This is a genomic window from Citrobacter youngae (assembly GCF_003818115.1).
Lineage (GTDB): Bacteria > Pseudomonadota > Gammaproteobacteria > Enterobacterales > Enterobacteriaceae > Citrobacter > Citrobacter youngae.
On the sequence record NZ_RPOI01000012.1, the window covers coordinates 25,034 to 44,123 of the forward strand.

General features: G+C 54.9%; 12 protein-coding genes and 1 pseudogene. 11 read left to right on the forward strand and 2 right to left on the reverse strand.

Annotated features, from left to right (window positions below):
• Positions 1-64 precede the first annotated feature (64 nt).
• Positions 65-841: an enhanced serine sensitivity protein SseB gene (sseB, locus tag EHN13_RS10705; protein WP_005120414.1), complete on the forward strand. Its 777-nt coding sequence runs from the start codon at positions 65-67 to the stop codon at positions 839-841.
• Positions 842-877: 36 nt separating this feature from the next.
• Here sseB and timP read toward each other — a convergent pair whose 3' ends face one another.
• The gene (gene timP, locus EHN13_RS24330; protein ID WP_306308094.1) at positions 878-1,006 is read right to left on the reverse strand and encodes a small toxic inner membrane protein TimP; all 129 of its coding nucleotides are present in this window, start codon (positions 1,004-1,006) and stop codon (positions 878-880) included.
• Positions 1,007-1,344: 338 nt separating this feature from the next.
• The gene (gene sseA / locus EHN13_RS10715; protein ID WP_061068338.1) at positions 1,345-2,193 is read right to left on the reverse strand and encodes a 3-mercaptopyruvate sulfurtransferase; all 849 of its coding nucleotides are present in this window, start codon (positions 2,191-2,193) and stop codon (positions 1,345-1,347) included.
• A gap of 206 nt (positions 2,194-2,399) precedes the next feature.
• Here sseA and EHN13_RS10720 point away from each other — a divergent pair, with 206 nt between their 5' ends.
• The 10 genes and pseudogenes from EHN13_RS10720 to der all read left to right on the forward strand — a co-directional run bounded on the left by EHN13_RS10720 (position 2,400) and on the right by der (position 18,876).
• Positions 2,400-7,331 (forward strand): alpha-2-macroglobulin family protein, encoded by a 4,932-nt coding sequence (locus EHN13_RS10720; RefSeq protein WP_124021373.1) that lies wholly within the window; start codon positions 2,400-2,402, stop codon positions 7,329-7,331.
• Positions 7,332-9,644 carry a peptidoglycan glycosyltransferase PbpC gene (gene pbpC, locus EHN13_RS10725; RefSeq protein ID WP_124021374.1) on the forward strand — a complete coding sequence of 771 codons (2,313 nt, stop codon included), beginning with the start codon at positions 7,332-7,334 and terminating at the stop codon, positions 9,642-9,644.
• A 137-nt stretch (positions 9,645-9,781) separates the two neighbouring features.
• The gene (ndk, locus tag EHN13_RS10730) at positions 9,782-10,213 is read left to right on the forward strand and encodes a nucleoside-diphosphate kinase (RefSeq protein WP_003037710.1); all 432 of its coding nucleotides are present in this window, start codon (positions 9,782-9,784) and stop codon (positions 10,211-10,213) included.
• Between the two features lie 290 nt (positions 10,214-10,503).
• Positions 10,504-11,670, forward strand: a complete 1,167-nt coding sequence (gene rlmN / locus EHN13_RS10735) for a dual-specificity RNA methyltransferase RlmN (protein WP_003037713.1) — start codon at positions 10,504-10,506, stop codon at positions 11,668-11,670.
• Between the two features lie 285 nt (positions 11,671-11,955).
• The gene (gene rodZ / locus EHN13_RS10740) at positions 11,956-12,933 is read left to right on the forward strand and encodes a cytoskeleton protein RodZ (protein ID WP_101742002.1); all 978 of its coding nucleotides are present in this window, start codon (positions 11,956-11,958) and stop codon (positions 12,931-12,933) included.
• A 26-nt stretch (positions 12,934-12,959) separates the two neighbouring features.
• Positions 12,960-14,078, forward strand: a complete 1,119-nt coding sequence (gene ispG, locus EHN13_RS10745) for a flavodoxin-dependent (E)-4-hydroxy-3-methylbut-2-enyl-diphosphate synthase (protein WP_040233471.1) — start codon at positions 12,960-12,962, stop codon at positions 14,076-14,078.
• Between the two features lie 110 nt (positions 14,079-14,188).
• Positions 14,189-15,463, forward strand: a complete 1,275-nt coding sequence (gene hisS / locus EHN13_RS10750) for a histidine--tRNA ligase (RefSeq protein WP_061068334.1) — start codon at positions 14,189-14,191, stop codon at positions 15,461-15,463.
• Positions 15,464-15,476: 13 nt separating this feature from the next.
• Positions 15,477-16,097, forward strand: a complete 621-nt coding sequence (locus EHN13_RS10755) for a YfgM family protein (RefSeq protein ID WP_005120429.1) — start codon at positions 15,477-15,479, stop codon at positions 16,095-16,097.
• Between the two features lie 10 nt (positions 16,098-16,107).
• On the forward strand, positions 16,108-17,286 hold the full coding sequence (bamB, locus tag EHN13_RS10760; protein ID WP_048210928.1) for an outer membrane protein assembly factor BamB: 1,179 nt from the start codon (positions 16,108-16,110) through the stop codon (positions 17,284-17,286).
• 118 nt (positions 17,287-17,404) lie between these two features.
• Positions 17,405-18,876: pseudogene (der, locus tag EHN13_RS10770) on the forward strand (ribosome biogenesis GTPase Der).
• The last annotated feature ends 214 nt before the right edge of the window (positions 18,877-19,090 follow it).

The window sequence follows — 19,090 nt, forward strand, 5'->3', positions numbered from 1 at the left end:
ATTGTATGGCCGGATGGCGCTACGCTTATCCGGCCTACATGTATTTATCCAATTTGTGATCCTTATGTCCGAAACAAAAAACGAATTAGAAACCCTGCTGGAGCAAGCGGCGACAGAGCCTGCGCATCGTCCGGCATTTTTCCGTACTTTACTGGAGTCTACCGTCTGGGTGCCGGGTACTGCCGCAGAAGGTGAGGCGGTGGTTGAAGACAGCGCCCTCGACCTTCAGCACTGGGAAAAAGAAGACGGCACCACCGTGATCCCGTTCTTCACCTCCCTGGAAGCTCTGCAGCAGGCGGTTGAAGATGAGCAGGCATTTGTCGTCATGCCGGTGCGTACATTGTTTGAAATGACGCTCGGCGAAACGCTGTTTCTCAACGCGAAACTGCCGACCGGCAAAGAATTTATGCCGCGTGAAATCAGCCTGCTGATGGGGGAAGAAGGGAATCCGCTCAGCACCCAGGAAGTACTGGAAGGCGGTGAATCGCTGATCCTCTCTGAAGTCGCTGAACCTCCGGCGCAGATGATTGACTCGCTGACTACGCTGTTTAAAACCATTAAGCCGGTAAAACGCGCGTTTCTCTGCTCGATCAAAGAAAGTCCGGATGCCCAACCCAACCTGCTGATTGGCATTGAAGCCGATGGCGATATTGAAGAGATTATTCATGCCACGGGGAGTGTTGCAACGGATACGTTACCGGGTGATGAACCGATTGATATCTGCCAGGTGGTGAAAGGTGAGAAAGGGGTCAGCCACTTTATTACCGAACACATCGCGCCTTTCTACGAGCGTCGCTGGGGCGGTTTCCTGCGGGATTTCAAACAGAACAGGATTATCTGAGTAAAGGAAAGCCGCCCCGTAGGGCGGCTACCTGGCTTACTTGCCCTGGGCGCTGAGCGTCACGCGTGCAAAATTACCTGAGTAACTCTGGTCCCCGTGAAGACACAACGCGCCAGATACAACAAGCACGATACAGAAGTACCGTATTTTCATTGCGCGGTCCATGCGAAGACCGCATCACGACAGCACCACTGGCGATCATGCCGTGATAGCAAGCACTGAGGTGCGCCTGCGTATACGGCCATACAATGACCTTCCCTAAAGCCAGTGCCCGTTTGCGAGACAGCGGAAAGGGCCGCTCAGAATAATACATTAAATGTTGAATAGTTTCCCTGTTAATTAACTTGACTTTTATTCTCTTAAACCGGAATATTTAGCTCCTGAGGTGTGCCTGCGTTGCTATGGCAACACAGCCTGCTGGAAAGGCCGCGAACCGGACTGGCACAAAAAAACGCTCATTTGAGCGGTTTTTTTGTGGGCGAAAAAAATGTGTAAATCAGATTTTATTTAGTTTCGGGTTCTACCGGTAAATCGTTGCGCGCTCCCCATTCGCTCCATGCGCCGTCGTACAGCGCGACGTTGGAAACGCCCAGCGTCGCAAGCGCCAGCACCACCACGGCCGCCGTTACGCCGGAGCCGCAGCTGGCGATTATCGGCCTGTCAAAGCTCACGCCGTGGCTGAAGAAAATAGCATCCAGCTCATCGGTGGTTTTCAGTTCGCCGTCACGAACCAACTCTGTCCACGGTACGTTCAGCGCACCGGGAACATGGCCGCGCTTGAGGCCTGGTCGGGGTTCGTCAACTTCTGCGTTAAAACGCGCAGCCGGGCGCGCATCGACAATCTGTGCGGTTTTTTCATGGCTGGCCAGCAGGACATCGGTCACCCGCACGACGGCCTCTGGCGTAAACACGGCGTCAAATTCACCTTCGGGCAAGTCAACATTTCCTGTCTGCAAGGGGAGCTCATCACGCTGCCAGCTCGCAAAACCGCCTGCCAAAATGGAGACATTTTCGACGCCAAATGTGCGCAGCATCCACCAGGCACGCGGGGCGGAAAACAGATTGCCATCGTCGTAGATGACCAGGTGTTTATCCTGATGTACGCCCAGCTCGCGCATGGCGACGGCGAAAGCCTCCGGACGTGGCAGCATATGCGGTAACGCAGAAGTATGGTCGGAGAGCGCTTCGATATCAAAAAAGACCGCACCAGGAATATGGCCGGCGCGATACTCCTCGCCAACATCGCGATCTTCCTGGCCTGGAGGTGCCATCCGGGCATCAAGAATTTGTATTTCCGGGTCGTCAATATGTTCGACAAGCCAGTCGGCAGCGACAAAGAAGGCGGTAGTCATAGGCATCTCCATTTTTACCAGGTTTCGGCAAATTGTCGGATGTTTGGTGCAAAGCGACAAGTAAAAGAGGCTGATTTGTCAGGTGGACCCACATTAATCACGAAAATTCAGACAACAACATCTTATTACTGACTTCCACCTGCTGAAATCTGACGCATAATAGTTGTTCTACGTTGCTAACGGGCCACTCAGGCCAGGGATGAAAAATGAAACATTTACGCGTAGTGGCCTGTATGCTGATGTTGGCGCTGGCGGGGTGCGATAATAACGATAAGCCGTCGACGACGGCAAAAAATGATACGCCCGCCCCACAGACCACACCGGTAAAAGATCCGGCGCAATTACAAAAGCTGATGCAGCAAAGCCAGGGCAAGCCGTTGACGCTGCTGGATTCCTCAGAAGTCCAGTTGGATGGTGCGGCGACGCTGGTGCTGACTTTTTCTATTCCTCTCGATCCTGAACAAGATTTTTCTCGCGTACTGCACGTTGTCGATAAAAAAAGCGGCAAAGTGGATGGGGCCTGGGAGCTGGCGCCAAACCTGAAAGAGCTGCGCTTACGCCATCTTGAACCTAACCGGGAACTGGTGGTGACCATTGAGCGTGATTTGCTGGCGCTGAATAAAGCGACGTTCGCTATCGACTATGAAAAAAATATTACCACCCGCGACGTCCAGCCAAGCGTAGGCTTCGCCAGTCGCGGCTCGCTGCTGCCGGGAAAAGTGATTGAAGGGCTGCCAGTGATGGCCCTTAACGTCAACAGCGTGGATGTGAACTTCTATCGCGTGAAGCCCGAGTCGCTCGGCGCATTTGTCAGTCAGTGGGAATACCGCAATTCGTTGTCTAACTGGGAATCCGACAATCTGCTGAAAATGGCGGAACTGGTTTATACCGGGCGCTTTGACCTCAACCCGGCGCGTAACACCCGTGAGAAGCTGCTGCTGCCGCTTAGCGATATTAAGCCGTTGCAGCAGGCGGGCGTTTACATTGCGGTGATGAATCAGGCCGGGCATTACAACTACAGCAATGCCGCCACGCTATTTACGCTCAGCGATATTGGCGTGTCCGCGCACCGTTACCACAATCAACTGGATGTCTTTACGCAGAGTCTGGAAAACGGCGCGGCGCAGCAAGGTATTGATGTCACCTTACTCAACGAAAAAGGGCAGACGCTGGCGCAGGCGACCAGCGATGCTCAGGGGCACGTGAAGCTCGAGACGGATAAAGATGCCGCCTTATTGTTGGCCCGCAAAGACGGGCAGACCACGCTGCTGGACCTGAAACTCCCTGCGTTGGATCTGGCTGAATTTGATATTGCCGGCGCGCCGGGATACAGCAAACAGTTCTTTATGTTTGGACCCCGTGACCTCTATCGTCCTGGCGAAACGGTGATCCTCAACGGATTACTGCGCGACAGCGACGGCAAAACGTTGCCTGACCAGCCGGTGAAGCTGGAGGTTGTGAAGCCTGACGGGCAGGTTTTACGCACGGTAGTTAGCCAGCCGGAAAACGGTCTGTACCGCTTTAGCTGGCCGCTGGACAGCAGCGCGCCAACCGGCATGTGGCATATTCGTGCCAATACTGGCGACAACCAGTCGCGGATGTGGGATTTCCACGTCGAGGATTTTATGCCGGAGCGGATGGCGCTTAACCTCGCCGCTAGTAAGATGCCGGTGGAGCCAACTGATGAAGTGAAGTTCGCGGTGGTAGGCTACTACCTGTACGGCGCGCCCGCCAATGGCAATGCCTTGCAAGGACAGCTTTATCTGCGCCCACTGCGGGATGCGGTACCGGCATTGCCAGGATTTCAGTTTGGGAATATTGCCGAAGAAAACCTTTCCCGTAGCCTCGACGAAGTTCAGCTCACGCTGGATGATCACGGTCGCGGCGAAGTGACCACTAACAGCCAGTGGCAGGAGACGCATTCCCCGTTACAGGTGATTTTGCAAGCCAGCCTGCTGGAATCGGGCGGTCGCCCGGTGACGCGTCGGATTGAACAAGCTATCTGGCCTGCGGATACGCTGCCGGGTATTCGTCCGCAGTTTGCGGCGAAAGCCGTCTATGACTACCGCACCGATACCACCGTGAATCAGCCTATCGTTGATGAAAACAGCAACGCCGCTTTCGACATTGTGTATGCCGATGCGCAAGGCGAGAAAAAAGCGGTGTCCGGTTTGCAGGTGCGTTTGATCCGCGAGCGACGAGATTATTACTGGAACTGGTCTGAAGGCGAGGGCTGGCAATCACAGTTCGATCAAAAGGATCTGGTTGAAGGTGAGCAGACTCTGGATCTTAAGGCCGATGAAACTGGCAAAGTGAGTTTCCCGGTTGAGTGGGGCGCTTATCGCCTGGAAGTGAAAGCACCGAATGATGCGGTGAGCAGCGTGCGCTTCTGGGCCGGCTATAGCTGGCAGGATAACAGCGACGGCAGCGGGGCAGTACGTCCCGACCGCGTGACTCTGAAACTGGATAAACCCAATTATCGCCCCGGCGATACCATGAAGCTGCACATTGCCGCGCCCGCTGCTGGCAAGGGGTATGCGATGGTTGAATCCAGCGAAGGCCCGCTGTGGTGGCAGGAGATAGACGTGCCGGCGAATGGTCTTGATATGACTATCCCGGTCGATAAAACCTGGAACCGCCATGACCTGTATCTCAGCGCTTTAGTGATACGTCCTGGCGATAAATCCCGCTCAGCAACGCCAAAACGTGCGGTCGGTTTACTGCATTTGCCGTTAGGTGACGAAAACCGTCGTCTGGCGCTGGCGCTGGAAAACCCGGCGAAAATACGTCCAAACCAGCCGTTGACCGTCAAGATTAAAGCCAGCGTCAAAAATGGCGACGTACCAAAACAGGTTAACGTGCTGGTCTCTGCCGTTGATAGCGGAGTGCTGAATATTACCGATTACGCCACGCCGGATCCGTGGCAGGCGTTTTTCGGGCAAAAACGCTATGGCGCGGATATTTATGATATTTACGGCCAGGTGATCGAAGGGCAAGGACGTCTGGCAGCGCTGCGCTTTGGTGGTGACGGCGATGAATTAAAACGTGGCGGTAAGCCACCGGTTAATCACGTCAATATCGTGGCGCAACAGGCGCTGCCGGTCACGCTTAACGAGCAGGGCGAAGGTACGGTGACGTTACCTATCGGTGATTTCAACGGCGAGCTGCGGGTAATGGCGCAGGCCTGGACGGCGGATGACTTTGGCAGCAGCGAAAGCAAAGTGATCGTCGCCGCGCCGGTGATTGCTGAACTGAACATGCCGCGCTTTCTGGCGGGGGGCGATACCTCGCGCCTGACGCTGGACGTAACCAACCTGACTGATAAACCGCAAACGCTGGACATTAAGCTCGCGGCCAGCGGTTTACTGGAGCTGGTTGGACAAGCCCCTGAACCGGTAAATCTGGCGCCGGGCGTGCGTACGACGTTGTTTGTTCCGGTACGTGCGCGGGAAGGTTTTGGCGATGGCGAAATTCAGGCGCAGATAAGCGGCCTGACTCTGCCGGGTGAAACGCTGCCTGCTCAGCATAAACAGTGGAAGATTGGCGTGCGTCCGGCGTTTCCGGCGCAAACTGTTAACCACGGCGTCGCGCTCCAGCCGGGCGAAACATGGCAGCTTCCGGGCGAAGAACTGGCGAATTTCTCACCGGTAACGATGCAGGGACAACTGTTGTTCAGCGGTAAACCGCCGCTGAATCTGGCGCGCTATATCCGCGAACTGAAAGCTTACCCTTACGGATGCCTGGAGCAAACGGCGAGCGGGTTGTTCCCGTCCTTATATACCAACGCCGCGCAGTTGAAGGCGCTAGGTATCGCGGGCGACAGCGACGAAAAACGCCGTGCGGCAATAGAGCTTGGCATCTCCCGTTTACTGCAAATGCAGCGTGATAACGACGGTTTTGCGCTGTGGGATAAAAACGGCCCGGAAGAGTACTGGCTGACCGCGTACGTGATGGATTTCCTCGTCCGGGCGAATGAACAGGGCTACAGCGTCCCGGCTGAGGTGATTAACCGGGGTAACGAGCGGTTGCTGCGCTATTTGCAGGATCCGGGCATGATGTCGATTCGTTATACCGACGATTCATCAGCGAGCCGGTTTGCGGTGCAGACCTACGCCGCGCTGGTACTGGCCCGTCAGCAGAAAGCCCCGCTCGGCGCATTGCGGGATATCTGGGAGCGTCGTGCGCAGGCGGCTTCCGGTTTACCGCTGTTGCAGCTGGGGATCGCGCTGAAAAACATGGGCGATGCCAGTCGCAGTGAACAGGCGGTGACGTTAGCGCTGAACACGCCGCGTCGCGATACGCAACAGTGGATGGCGGATTACGGCAGTCAGCTACGCGACAACGCGCTGATGCTGGCATTACTGGAAGAGAACAAGCTCAAACCTGACGTGCAGAATACGCTGCTGAATACCTTGTCAGAACAGGCCTTTGGGCAGCGCTGGCTCTCAACTCAGGAAAATAATGCGCTGTTCCTTGCCGCGCGTACGCTACAGGACTTGCCTGGCACGTGGCAGGCGCAAACGTCACTCTCAGCGCAACCGTTAGCAGGGGAGAAATCACAAACCCGCAGTCTGGAAGCCGACGCGCTGTCTACGCTGAGCGTTACCAATACCGGTAGTCTGCCGCTGTGGCTGCGTCTGGATGTGAGTGGTTACCCGCAAACCTCGCCGACGCCTGCCAGCAACGTTTTGCAGATTGAGCGCCAAATTCTGGGAACCGATGGGCGCAGCAAATCGCTGGAGTCTCTGCGCAGCGGCGAGCTGGTACTGGTCTGGCTGGAGGTGAAAGCCAGCCAGAACGTACCGGATGCGCTGGTGGTCGATTTACTGCCAGCGGGCCTGGAGCTGGAAAACCAGAATCTGGCCAACGGCAGCGCCAGCCTGCAGGACAGCGGTAGCGAAGTGGCGAATCTGCTCAATCAGATGCAGCAGGCGGATATCCAGCACGTTGAGTTCCGTGACGATCGCTTTGTCGCCGCGGTGGCGGTCAACGAAGGGCAGCCGGTGACGCTGGTGTATCTGGCTCGAGCGGTAACGCCGGGAACGTATCAGGTTCCTGTGCCGCAGGTGGAGTCCATGTACGTTCCGCAGTGGCGCGCGACCGGTGCGACAGAGGGACTGTTGATTGTCAGACCGTAAATGATGCGCGGGTTGGGTAAACGCGGCTGCTGGCTCTGGCTGGCAGCCGTTGCACTATTGTTTGTGGCGGCGGTTTGGGCGGCAGATAAAATCTGGCCGCTGCCGCTTCACGAAGTCGATCCGGCGCGTGTCGTGGTGGCCTATGATGGTACGCCGCTCTGGCGCTTCGCCGACGCGGACGGCATCTGGCGGTATCCAGTAACGATTGATGAGGTGTCGCCCCGCTACCTTGAGGCGTTAATTAACTACGAAGACCGTTGGTTCTGGAAACATCCTGGCGTTAATCCTTTCTCAGTACTGCGCGCGGCATGGCAAGACCTCTCCTCTGGGCGTGTGGTTTCGGGCGGCAGTACGCTTACCATGCAGGTCGCACGATTACTCGATCCCCATCCGCGAACCTTCGGCGGCAAGTTTCGCCAGCTCTGGCGCGCATTTCAGCTGGAGTGGCATCTTTCCAAGCGCGAGATCCTGACGTTGTATCTTAACCGTGCGCCGTTTGGCGGTACGCTACAGGGCGTGGGGGCCGCTAGCTGGGCCTATCTGGGCAAATCACCTGCGCAACTGAGCTACTCCGATGCCGCGCTGCTGGCTGTTTTGCCACAGGCACCGAGCCGTCTGCGTCCGGATCGCTGGCCGGATCGTGCTGAAGCGGCGCGCAATAAAGTGCTCGAACGCATGGCAACGCAAGGCATTTGGCCAGCCAGACAAGTGCAGGAATCACGTGAAGAACCGGTCTGGCTGGCGCCCCGGCAAATGCCGCAGTTAGCACCGTTATTCTCGCGCATGATGCTGGGAAAAAGCCGAAGCGATAAAATCGTGACTACCCTAGATGCCGGATTGCAGCGTCAACTGGAAGAGCTGGCGCAAAACTGGAAGGGGCGCTTACCTGCACGCAGTTCGCTGGCGATGATTGTAGTCGATCATACCGATATGAGCGTGCGTGGCTGGGTCGGCTCGGTAGATATGAATGACGACTCCCGTTTTGGTCATGTGGATATGGTGAATGCGATCCGTTCGCCTGGTTCGGTGCTGAAGCCGTTCATCTATGGTCTGGCGCTGGATGACGGACTCATTCATCCGGCTTCATTGTTGCAGGATGTCCCGCGGCGAACCGGGGACTATCGACCGGGGAATTTTGACAGCGGTTTTCATGGCCCTGTGAGTATGAGCGAAGCGCTGGTGCGCTCGCTGAATTTACCCGCCGTGCAGGTTCTTGAAGCCTATGGTCCAAAGCGTTTTGCCGCATCGTTACGTAACGTCGGTTTACCGCTGTATCTGCCCGCGGGGGCCGCACCGAATCTGTCGCTGATTTTGGGCGGTGCGGGGGCAAGGCTTGAGGATATGGCGGCGGCGTACAGCGCCTTTGCCCGCCAGGGGAAAGCGGGAAAACTGCGTCTGCAGCCAGACGATCCACTGCTGGAACGTCCGTTGATGTCGGCGGGCGCGGCGTGGATTATTCGCCGCATTATGGCTGACGAAGCACAACCGCTGCCGGATAACGCGCTGAGCCGCGTGGTGCCGTTGGCGTGGAAAACGGGCACCAGCTATGGCTATCGCGATGCGTGGGCGATTGGTGTTAACGCCCGTTATGTGATTGGCATCTGGACCGGCAGGCCAGACGGTACGCCGGTGGTGGGACAGTTTGGTTTTGCCAGCGCCGTGCCGTTGCTCAATCAGGTCAACAATCTTTTGCTCTCTCGCGGGACAAATCAGCCGGAAGATCCACGCCCTGAATCCGTGAGTCGCGGTGTGGTGTGCTGGCCGGGCGGGCAATCTCTTGCCCCCAGTGACAGCAACTGCCGTCGCCGTCTGGCAACCTGGTTACTGGATGGCAGTCAGCCGCCAACGTTATTATTGCCCGAGCAGGAAGGGGTTAATGGAATTCGTTTTCCTGTCTGGCTGGATGATGAAGGCAAACGTGTGGCGGCGGATTGTCCGCAGGCGCACGAGCAAACGTTAATCGTTTGGCCGTTGCCGCTGGAGCCATGGCTACCGGAATCAGAACGCCGTGGGGCGAGATTACCGCCAGTTTCTGCCACATGTCCGCCGCTGGGACAAGACGCTTCGCAGCCGTTGCAGTTGACAGGCATTCGCGATGGCGCGATTGTGAAGCGTTTACCCGGTTCTGCTCAAGCCTCATTGCCGGTGCAAACCAGCGGTGGGAGCGGTGAACGATGGTGGTTTCTTAACGGTGAACGGCTGGATGAACGCGGACGTCGTCTGACGCTACAGCTGGCGACCAAAGGGGATTATCAACTGCTGGTGATGGATGACGCCGGACAGGTAGCGACGGTGAGATTTTCGTTGCAGTAGACCAGTTGGTCACTGTTTGTTGCTAAAATTCATCTTATTTTAAAGAAATGTTATCTTCGTCAATAGTCAATTGCCGGGATGCTCTTTATAATCCGCGCCAGGTAAACCACAACAAAACATCTTTTTCAGAGGTAATCATGGCTATTGAACGTACTTTTTCCATCATCAAACCAAACGCGGTGGCAAAAAACGTTATTGGGAGCATCTTTGCGCGCTTTGAAGCTGCAGGGTTCAAAATTGTCGGTACTAAAATGCTGCACCTGACCGTTGAGCAGGCGCGCGGCTTCTACGCCGAGCATGATGGCAAGCCGTTCTTTGACGGTCTGGTTGAATTCATGACCTCTGGTCCGATCGTTGTTTCTGTGCTGGAAAGCGAAAATGCCGTACAGCGCCACCGCGATCTGCTGGGTGCAACCAACCCGGCAAATGCGCTGGCAGGCACGCTGCGCGCAGATTACGCTGACAGTTTTACTGAGAACGGCACCCATGGTTCTGACTCCGTTGAGTCAGCGGCGCGTGAAATCGCCTATTTCTTTGGTGAAGGTGAGGTTTGCCCACGCACTCGCTAATCTCCCGCGTCTTTCACGTTGCAGATGCGTTGGCTGCGTTCGTTTACCTCGGCCACATAGTTTTCTATGCTCCCGGGGGGGCTCGAACTAGCCGCCTTCCTGCGACGCGAAATCCTTTGGAGATGAATTAGCGATTTACATATTATTTTCGCTAATGCTTCGTGCAAACGTGGCATCCCTGCGCCAGACTTTGTACAATGCAACGCCCCGGAAGAGCAGATCGCTTGCCGGGGCGTTTCTTTTTAACCCTCCACGGGCCACAACGTGTAACAACGAGGCCGGAAAAAATTATGTCTGAATTAGTTAACACCTCTGAAGTCGTCATTCCTGCGGTTCCAAATAAAAATGGAAAAATTAACCTGCTGGATCTGAACCGTCAGCAAATGCGCGAATTCTTCAAAGAGATGGGCGAAAAACCGTTTCGTGCCGATCAGGTCATGAAGTGGATGTACCACTATTGCAGCGACAACTTTGATGACATGACTGACATCAATAAGGTGCTGCGTAACAAGCTGAAAGAAGTGGCTGAAATTCGCGCCCCGGAAGTGGTGGAAGAGCAGCGCTCCTCTGACGGTACGATCAAATGGGCCATCGCGGTTGGCGATCAGCGCGTAGAAACCGTGTATATCCCGGAAGACGATCGCGCCACCCTGTGTGTTTCTTCACAGGTCGGTTGCGCATTAGAGTGTAAATTCTGCTCTACGGCGCAGCAGGGCTTTAACCGTAACCTGCGAGTGTCGGAGATCATTGGTCAGGTCTGGCGTGCGGCGAAAATCGTCGGCGCGGTGAAAGCAACGGGCGTGCGTCCTATCACCAACGTGGTGATGATGGGGATGGGCGAGCCGCTGCTTAACCTGACCAACGTCGTTCCGGCGATGGAAATCATGCTGGACGACTTTGGTTTTGGGCTGTCCAAGCGTCGCGTTACGCTGTCCACTTCGGGCGTTGTCCCTGCGCTGGATAAACTGGGCGATATGATCGACGTCGCGCTGGCGATTTCTTTGCATGCGCCAAATGATGAAATTCGTGACGAAATTGTACCTATCAACAAAAAGTACAATATCGAAACGTTCCTCGGGGCTGTGCGCCGTTATCTGGAGAAATCCAATGCGAATCAGGGTCGTGTAACCATTGAATATGTGATGTTAGATCACATCAATGACGGCACTGAACACGCGCATCAGTTGGCCGAGCTGTTGAAAGATACGCCGTGTAAGATCAACCTGATCCCGTGGAACCCGTTCCCGGGCGCGCCGTATGGCCGCAGTTCCAACAGCCGTATCGATCGTTTCTCCAAAGTGTTGATGAGCTATGGTTTCACCACCATCGTGCGTAAAACACGTGGCGATGACATTGATGCAGCCTGCGGTCAGCTGGCGGGCGACGTTATTGATCGTACCAAGCGTACTCTGCGTAAGCGTATGCAGGGTGATGCTATCGACATCAAGACCGTTTGATGTTGAGTGCACTACGGTATAATTCATGTACCGTAGTGCAACGTAAACCAGATGAGGTTCTTTGTTGTTGTCGTCAGGTCAATAATAACGGTGCGTTTTTGTCGACTTTAAGGCAGTATGTAACGGCGCAACAAGCGTTTAGCCCTCAGGTTTACGCTGTTTTGTCATTGATGGTCTGACGGTTTTATACTGTCTGACGAAGGTTAACTGACCAGATGTTTCGCGGTGTGGGTGAGCATTGTGGCTCGCCGGCATCAGAACCCAAATATTACGCAGCTGTAGCGAATGAATACTGAAGCCACGCACGATAAAAATGAAGCACTCTCCACCGGCGTTCGTCTGCGCAATGCCCGTGAACAACTCGGATTCAGCCAACAGGTGGTCGCGGAACGACTCTGCCTGAAGGTTTCCACGGTACGCGATATTGAAGAAGATAAGGCACCAGCCGATCTCGCTTCAACATTCCTGCGCGGGTATATCCGTTCTTATGCGCGTCTGGTGCATATTCCTGAAGAAGAACTGTTGCCAGGGCTGGAAAAACAGGCTCCGATTCGTCCTGCCAACGTCGCACCGATGCAAAGTTTTTCGCTCGGTAAGCGTCGTAAGAAACGCGACGGCTGGCTAATGACCTTTACCTGGCTGGTACTGTTTGTCGTTGTCGGACTGACCGGTGCCTGGTGGTGGCAGAACCATAAAGCGCAGCAGGAAGAGATCACCACCATGGCCGATCAATCTTCCGCTGAACTGAATGCCGGTAAAGATAACGCACAGAGTGTGCCGCTGGATACCAGCGCCTCTGCAAGCCAGGACAGTACACCGGCTCCGGATGATGCCGCTCAAACGCCGGATACCGCAGCGACTCCGGCTCCTGGCGCAGATCAAAACGCCGTTGTGGCTCCGTCTCAGGCCAATGTTGATACTGCAGCGACCACACCCACTGCACCGGCGACAGCGGCACCGCTGCCGACTGACCAGGCTGGCGTCACTACACCGGCTGGCGATCCTAACGCGCTGGTGATGAATTTCACCGCTGATTGCTGGCTGGAAGTGACCGACGCAACCGGTAAAAAACTGTTCAGCGGCATGCAGCGTAAAGATGGCAATCTGAATCTGGTCGGTCAGGCGCCATATAAACTGAAAATTGGCGCTCCGGCGGCAGTGCAGATTCAGTTCCAGGGTAAACCTGTCGACCTGAGTCGTTTTATCAGAACTAACCAGGTTGCGCGTCTGACCGTTAATGCCGAACAATCACCGGCTCAGTAACAGACGGCAATGCGGGAGATTTTTTAATGCATAACCAGGCTCCAATTCAACGTAGAAAATCGACACGCATTTACGTTGGGAACGTGCCGATCGGCGATGGCGCGCCCATCGCCGTACAGTCGATGACCAATACGCGTACCACGGATGTGGAAGCGACGGTTAATCAGATTAAAGCGCTGGAACGCGTAGGCGCAGACATTGTTCGTGTCTCTGTACCGACAATGGATGCTGCAGAAGCGTTCAAGCTTATCAAACAGCAGGTTAACGTCCCGCTGGTTGCCGATATTCACTTCGACTATCGTATCGCGCTGAAGGTGGCGGAATACGGCGTTGATTGCCTGCGTATCAACCCAGGTAATATCGGTAATGAAGAGCGTATTCGCATGGTGGTGGACTGCGCTCGTGATAAAAACATTCCTATCCGCATCGGCGTCAACGCCGGATCGCTGGAAAAAGATCTGCAGGAAAAATACGGTGAACCGACGCCGCAAGCGCTGCTGGAGTCCGCAATGCGCCATGTGGATCACCTCGATCGTCTGAACTTCGATCAATTCAAAGTCAGCGTTAAAGCGTCTGATGTTTTCCTTGCCGTAGAATCCTATCGCCTGCTGGCGAAACAGATCGATCAACCTCTGCATCTGGGGATCACCGAAGCCGGTGGCCTGCGTAGCGGCTCGGTAAAATCCGCGATCGGTTTAGGATTGCTGCTGTCTGAAGGGATCGGCGATACGCTGCGCGTTTCTCTGGCGGCCGATCCGGTAGAAGAGATCAAAGTTGGCTTCGACATCCTGAAATCGCTGCGCATTCGTGCGCGTGGCATCAACTTTATCGCTTGCCCAACCTGCTCGCGTCAGGAGTTTGACGTTATCGGTACAGTGAACGCGCTGGAGCAACGTCTGGAAGATATTATTACGCCAATGGACGTTTCGATCATCGGTTGTGTGGTAAACGGCCCTGGCGAAGCACTGGTTTCCACGCTGGGCGTGACGGGCGGCAACAAGAAAAGCGGCCTGTATGAAGACGGCGTGCGTAAGGACCGACTCGATAACGACGACATGATCACGCAGCTCGAAGCCCGTATTCGCGCCAAAGCGAGTATCCTCGACGAAGCGCGACGCATTGACGTGCAGCAGCTTGAAAAATAATAACGTGATGGGAAGCGGCGTGCTTCCCGTGTATGATTGAACCCGCATGGCGCCCGTATTATCCGGGTTAGCGCTGAGGGTTCATTTTTATATCCATAAAGAGAATAAACGTGGCAAAAAACATTCAAGCCATTCGCGGCATGAACGATTATCTGCCTGGCGAAACCGCCATCTGGCAGCGCATTGAAGGCACTCTTAAAAACGTGCTCGGCAGCTACGGTTACAGTGAAATCCGCTTGCCGATTGTAGAGCAGACCCCGTTATTCAAACGCGCGATCGGTGAAGTCACCGACGTCGTTGAAAAAGAGATGTATACCTTTGAGGACCGCAATGGCGACAGTCTGACCCTGCGTCCTGAAGGCACTGCGGGCTGCGTACGCGCCGGCATCGAACATGGTCTCCTGTACAATCAGGAACAGCGTCTGTGGTATATCGGGCCGATGTTCCGCCACGAACGTCCGCAAAAAGGGCGCTATCGTCAATTCCATCAGTTGGGTTGCGAAGTGTTTGGCCTGCAAGGCCCGGACATCGATGCTGAACTCATTCTGCTGACCGCCCGCTGGTGGCGTGCGCTGGGGATTTCTCAGCATGTCAGCCTTGAGCTGAACTCCATTGGGTCGCTTGAAGCCCGTGCGAACTACCGTGATGCGCTGGTCGCTTATCTGGAACAGTATAAAGATAAACTGGACGAAGACTGTAAGCGGCGCATGTACACCAACCCGCTGCGCGTGCTCGACTCCAAAAACCCGGAAGTACAGGCGCTGTTGAACGACGCGCCTGCGCTGGGCGACTATCTGGATGACGACTCGCGCGAGCATTTTGCGGGCTTGTGCAAACTGCTGGAGTCCGCAGGTATTGCCTACACCGTCAATCAGCGTCTGGTTCGTGGTCTTGATTACTACAACCGCACCGTATTTGAGTGGGTCACCACCAGCCTGGGCTCACAGGGTACCGTCTGTGCAGGTGGCCGTTATGACGGTCTGGTAGAGCAACTTGGCGGCCGCGCAACGCCGGCCGTAGGCTTTGCCATGGGCCTGGAACGACTTGTTTTGTTAGTTCAGGCAGTTAATCCGGAATTTAACGCCGATCCTGTTGTCGATATATACCTGGTCGCTTCGGGGGCAGACACGCAGTCGGCGGCAATGCGGCTTGCAGAACGTCTGCGCGATGAAGTTCCTGGTGTGAAACTGATGACAAACCACGGCGGCGGCAACTTTAAGAAACAGTTTGCCCGCGCCGATAAGTGGGGCGCCCGCGTTGCACTGGTACTGGGTGAGTCCGAAGTGGCTGACGGTACCGTTGTAGTGAAGGATTTGCGCTCTGGTGAGCAAACGGCAGTAGCGCAGGATAGCGTTGCCACGCATTTGCGCACTCTACTGGGCTAAGGAGAAGGACAGCGTGGAAATTTACGAGAACGAACACGACCAGGTTGATGCGGTAAAACGCTTCTTTGCTGAAAACGGCAAAGCGCTGGTTGTTGGGGTAATTTTAGGGGTTGGCGCGCTGGTCGGCTGGCGTTACTGGACCAGTCATCAGACGGAGTCCGCACGCTCTGCTTCTCTGGCGTATCAAAATACGGTGACTGCGGTTAGCGCAGGTAAGCCTGATAGCATTCCTGCCGCAGAGAAATTTGCCGCAGAGAACAAAAATACATACGGCGCATTAGCGTCAATGGAACTGGCACAGCAGTTTGTTGACCAAAACGAACTAGAGAAAGCCGCGGCCCAGTTACAACAAGGCCTGGCCGCCACCAGCGATGAGAATCTCAAAGCGGTGCTTAATCTGCGTCTTGCTCGTGTTCAGGTTCAGCTTAAGCAGGCTGATACCGCGCTGAAAACACTCGATACCATTAAAGGTGAAGGGTGGGCGGCAATTGTAGCCGATCTGCGTGGTGAAGCGTTGCTGAGCAAAGGCGACAAACAAGGTGCGCGTAGCGCATGGGAAGCGGGTGTGAAAAGCGATGCCTCTCCTGCTCTGAGCGAAATGATGCAGATGAAAATCAATAATTTGTCCATCTGAGAGGGACCCGATGCAATTGCGTAAATTACTTCTGCCAGGGCTGCTTTCCGTTACCCTATTGAGCGGCTGTTCACTGTTTAGTGGCGAAGAAGATGTCGTTAAGATGTCCCCGTTACCGGTGGTCGAAAACCAGTTTACTCCGTCTACTGCCTGGAGCACTTCTGTAGGCAACGGTATTGGTGATTTCTACTCCAACCTTCATCCTGCACTGGCGGATAACGTGGTCTATGCTGCCTCTCGCGCCGGTGTGGTGAAAGCGCTGAACGCAGACGACGGCAAAGAAGTCTGGTCTGTTAATCTGGGTGAGAAAGACGGCTGGTTCTCCCGTGCATCTGCTCAGCTTTCTGGCGGAGTCACCGTGTCCGGCGGCCATGTTTATATTGGCAGCGAAAAAGCACAGGTTTATGCGCTGAACACCAGCGACGGCACAACCGCATGGCAGACGAAAGTTGCCGGGGAAGCGCTGTCTCGCCCGGTGGTGAGCGATGGCATGGTGTTAATCCACACCAGCAACGGCCAGTTGCAGGCCTTGAACGAAGCTGACGGCGCCATCAAATGGACCGTTAACCTCGATATGCCTTCTCTGTCACTGCGCGGCGAATCTGCTCCAGCGACCGCCTTTGGCGCAGCTATTGTGGGTGGCGATAATGGTCGCGTAAGTGCCGTACTGATGCAGCAGGGCCAGATGATTTGGCAGCAGCGTATCTCTCAGGCCACTGGCCCAACCGAAATCGATCGTCTGAGTGATGTCGATACCACGCCGGTTATCGTCAATGGCGTAGTTTACGCACTGGCTTATAATGGTAACCTGACGGCGCTGGATCTGCGCAGTGGCCAGATCATGTGGAAACGTGAGCTCGGCTCGGTGAATGATTTCATCGTCGATGGTAATCGTATCTATCTGGTTGATCAGAATGACCGTGTGCTGGCGCTGACCACCGACGGCGGCGTGACGCTGTGGACGCAAAGCGATCTGCTGCACCGTCTGCTGACGTCTCCGGCTCTGTATAACGGTAACCTGGTCGTAGGCGATAGCGAAGGCTACCTGCACTGGATTAACGTTGAAGATGGTCGCTTTGTCGCTCAGCAGAAAGTCGATAGCTCAGGTTTCCTGACCGAGCCGGTCGCTGCTGATGGTAAACTGCTGATCCAGGCGAAAGACGGTACGCTGTACTCCATTACGCGTTAATCGTCCTGGCCGCTCGCTTTGAAAAACGGCTCCTGGTGCAGGGGCCGTTTTACTGTTTTTAACAATGGCGCAAAAATAGCGTCCGTTGTCTGATGATTTTTTAAATGAGGCTTTAAACATGGTACCTGTGGTCGCGCTTGTCGGGCGCCCTAACGTTGGCAAATCCACGTTATTTAACCGTCTAACTCGCACCCGAGATGCGCTGGTTGCGGATTTCCCGGGTCTGACTCGTGACCGTAAGTACGGTCGTGCGGAAATTGAAGGCCGCGAGTTTATCTGCATTGATACTGGTGGTATTGATGGCACCGAAGACGGTGTTGAAACCCGTATGGCTGAGCAGTCGTTGCTGGCTATCGAAGAAGCGGACGTTGTGCTGTTTATGGTGGATGCGCGTGCTGGCCTGATGCCGGCAGATGAAGCCATTGCCAAGCATCTGCGTGCGCGCCAGAAACCAACCTTCCTTGTTGCCAACAAAACTGACGGACTCGATCCGGATCAGGCTGTTGTCGATTTCTATTCACTGGGGCTGGGCGAAATTTACCCCATCGCGGCGTCCCATGGTCGCGGCGTCCTCAGCCTGCTGGAGCATGTTCTGCTGCCGTGGATGGATGATATCGCACCGCAGGAAGAAGTGGATGAAGATGCGGAATACTGGGCGAAACTGGAAGCCGAGGAAAACGGCGAAGAAGAGCCTGAAGACGACTTCAATCCGCAGGATCTGCCGATCAAACTGGCGATTGTCGGCGCCCGAACGTAGGTAAGTCTACACTGACTAACCGTATTCTTGGCGAAGACCGCGTGGTGGTTTACGACATGCCGGGGACCACGCGTGACAGTATTTATATCCCAATGCAGCGTGATGAGCGCGAATATGTGCTGATTGACACTGCGGGGGTACGTAAGCGCGGTAAAATTACCGAAGCGGTAGAAAAATTCTCCGTAATCAAAACGTTGCAGGCAATTGAAGATGCCAACGTGGTGATGCTGGTGATTGACGCTCGCGAAGGGATCTCCGATCAGGACCTCTCGCTGTTGGGCTTTATCCTCAATAGTGGGCGCTCACTTGTTATCGTCGTCAACAAGTGGGATGGCCTGACGCAGGAAGTGAAAGAACAGGTAAAAGAGACACTGGACTTCCGTCTGGGCTTTATCGACTTTGCCCGTGTTCACTTTATCTCCGCGCTGCACGGCAGCGGTGTAGGTAACCTGTTCGAATCCGTGCGCGAAGCGTATGACAGCTCAACCCGTCGCGTCAGCACCGCGATGCTGACTCGCATCATGACCATGGCAGTAGAAGATCATCAGCCGCCGCTGGTGCGTGGTCGCCGTGTGAAGCTTAAGTACGCACACGCCGGTGGTTATAACCCGCCGATTGTGGTGATCCACGGTAACCAGGTGAAAGACCTGCCGGATTCATACAAGCGCTATCTGATGAACTACTTCCGCAAATCACTGGAAGTCATGGGTACACCAATCCGTATTCAGTTCAAGGAAGGGGAAAACCCGTTTGCCAACAAACGTAATACACTGACACCAACGCAGATGCGTAAGCGTAAGCGTTTGATTAAGCACATCAAAAAAAGTAAGTAACCTTGCTGATGGCGATAGAGGCCCGCGTAAATCGCGGGCTTTTTTTCGCCTGTACCTGTCTGTTTGCTGTCAATGACTATTCGCTTTTTACCAAGTTTAAATCTAAGAAAGTAGACAATTGTCGAATTTTCATCTTAAAGTCACCCGGTTGGTACTAGACAAAACTACTGTCAGGTTATCAAATGGTTAAATAACTCTTCGCCGTATGTAAAAA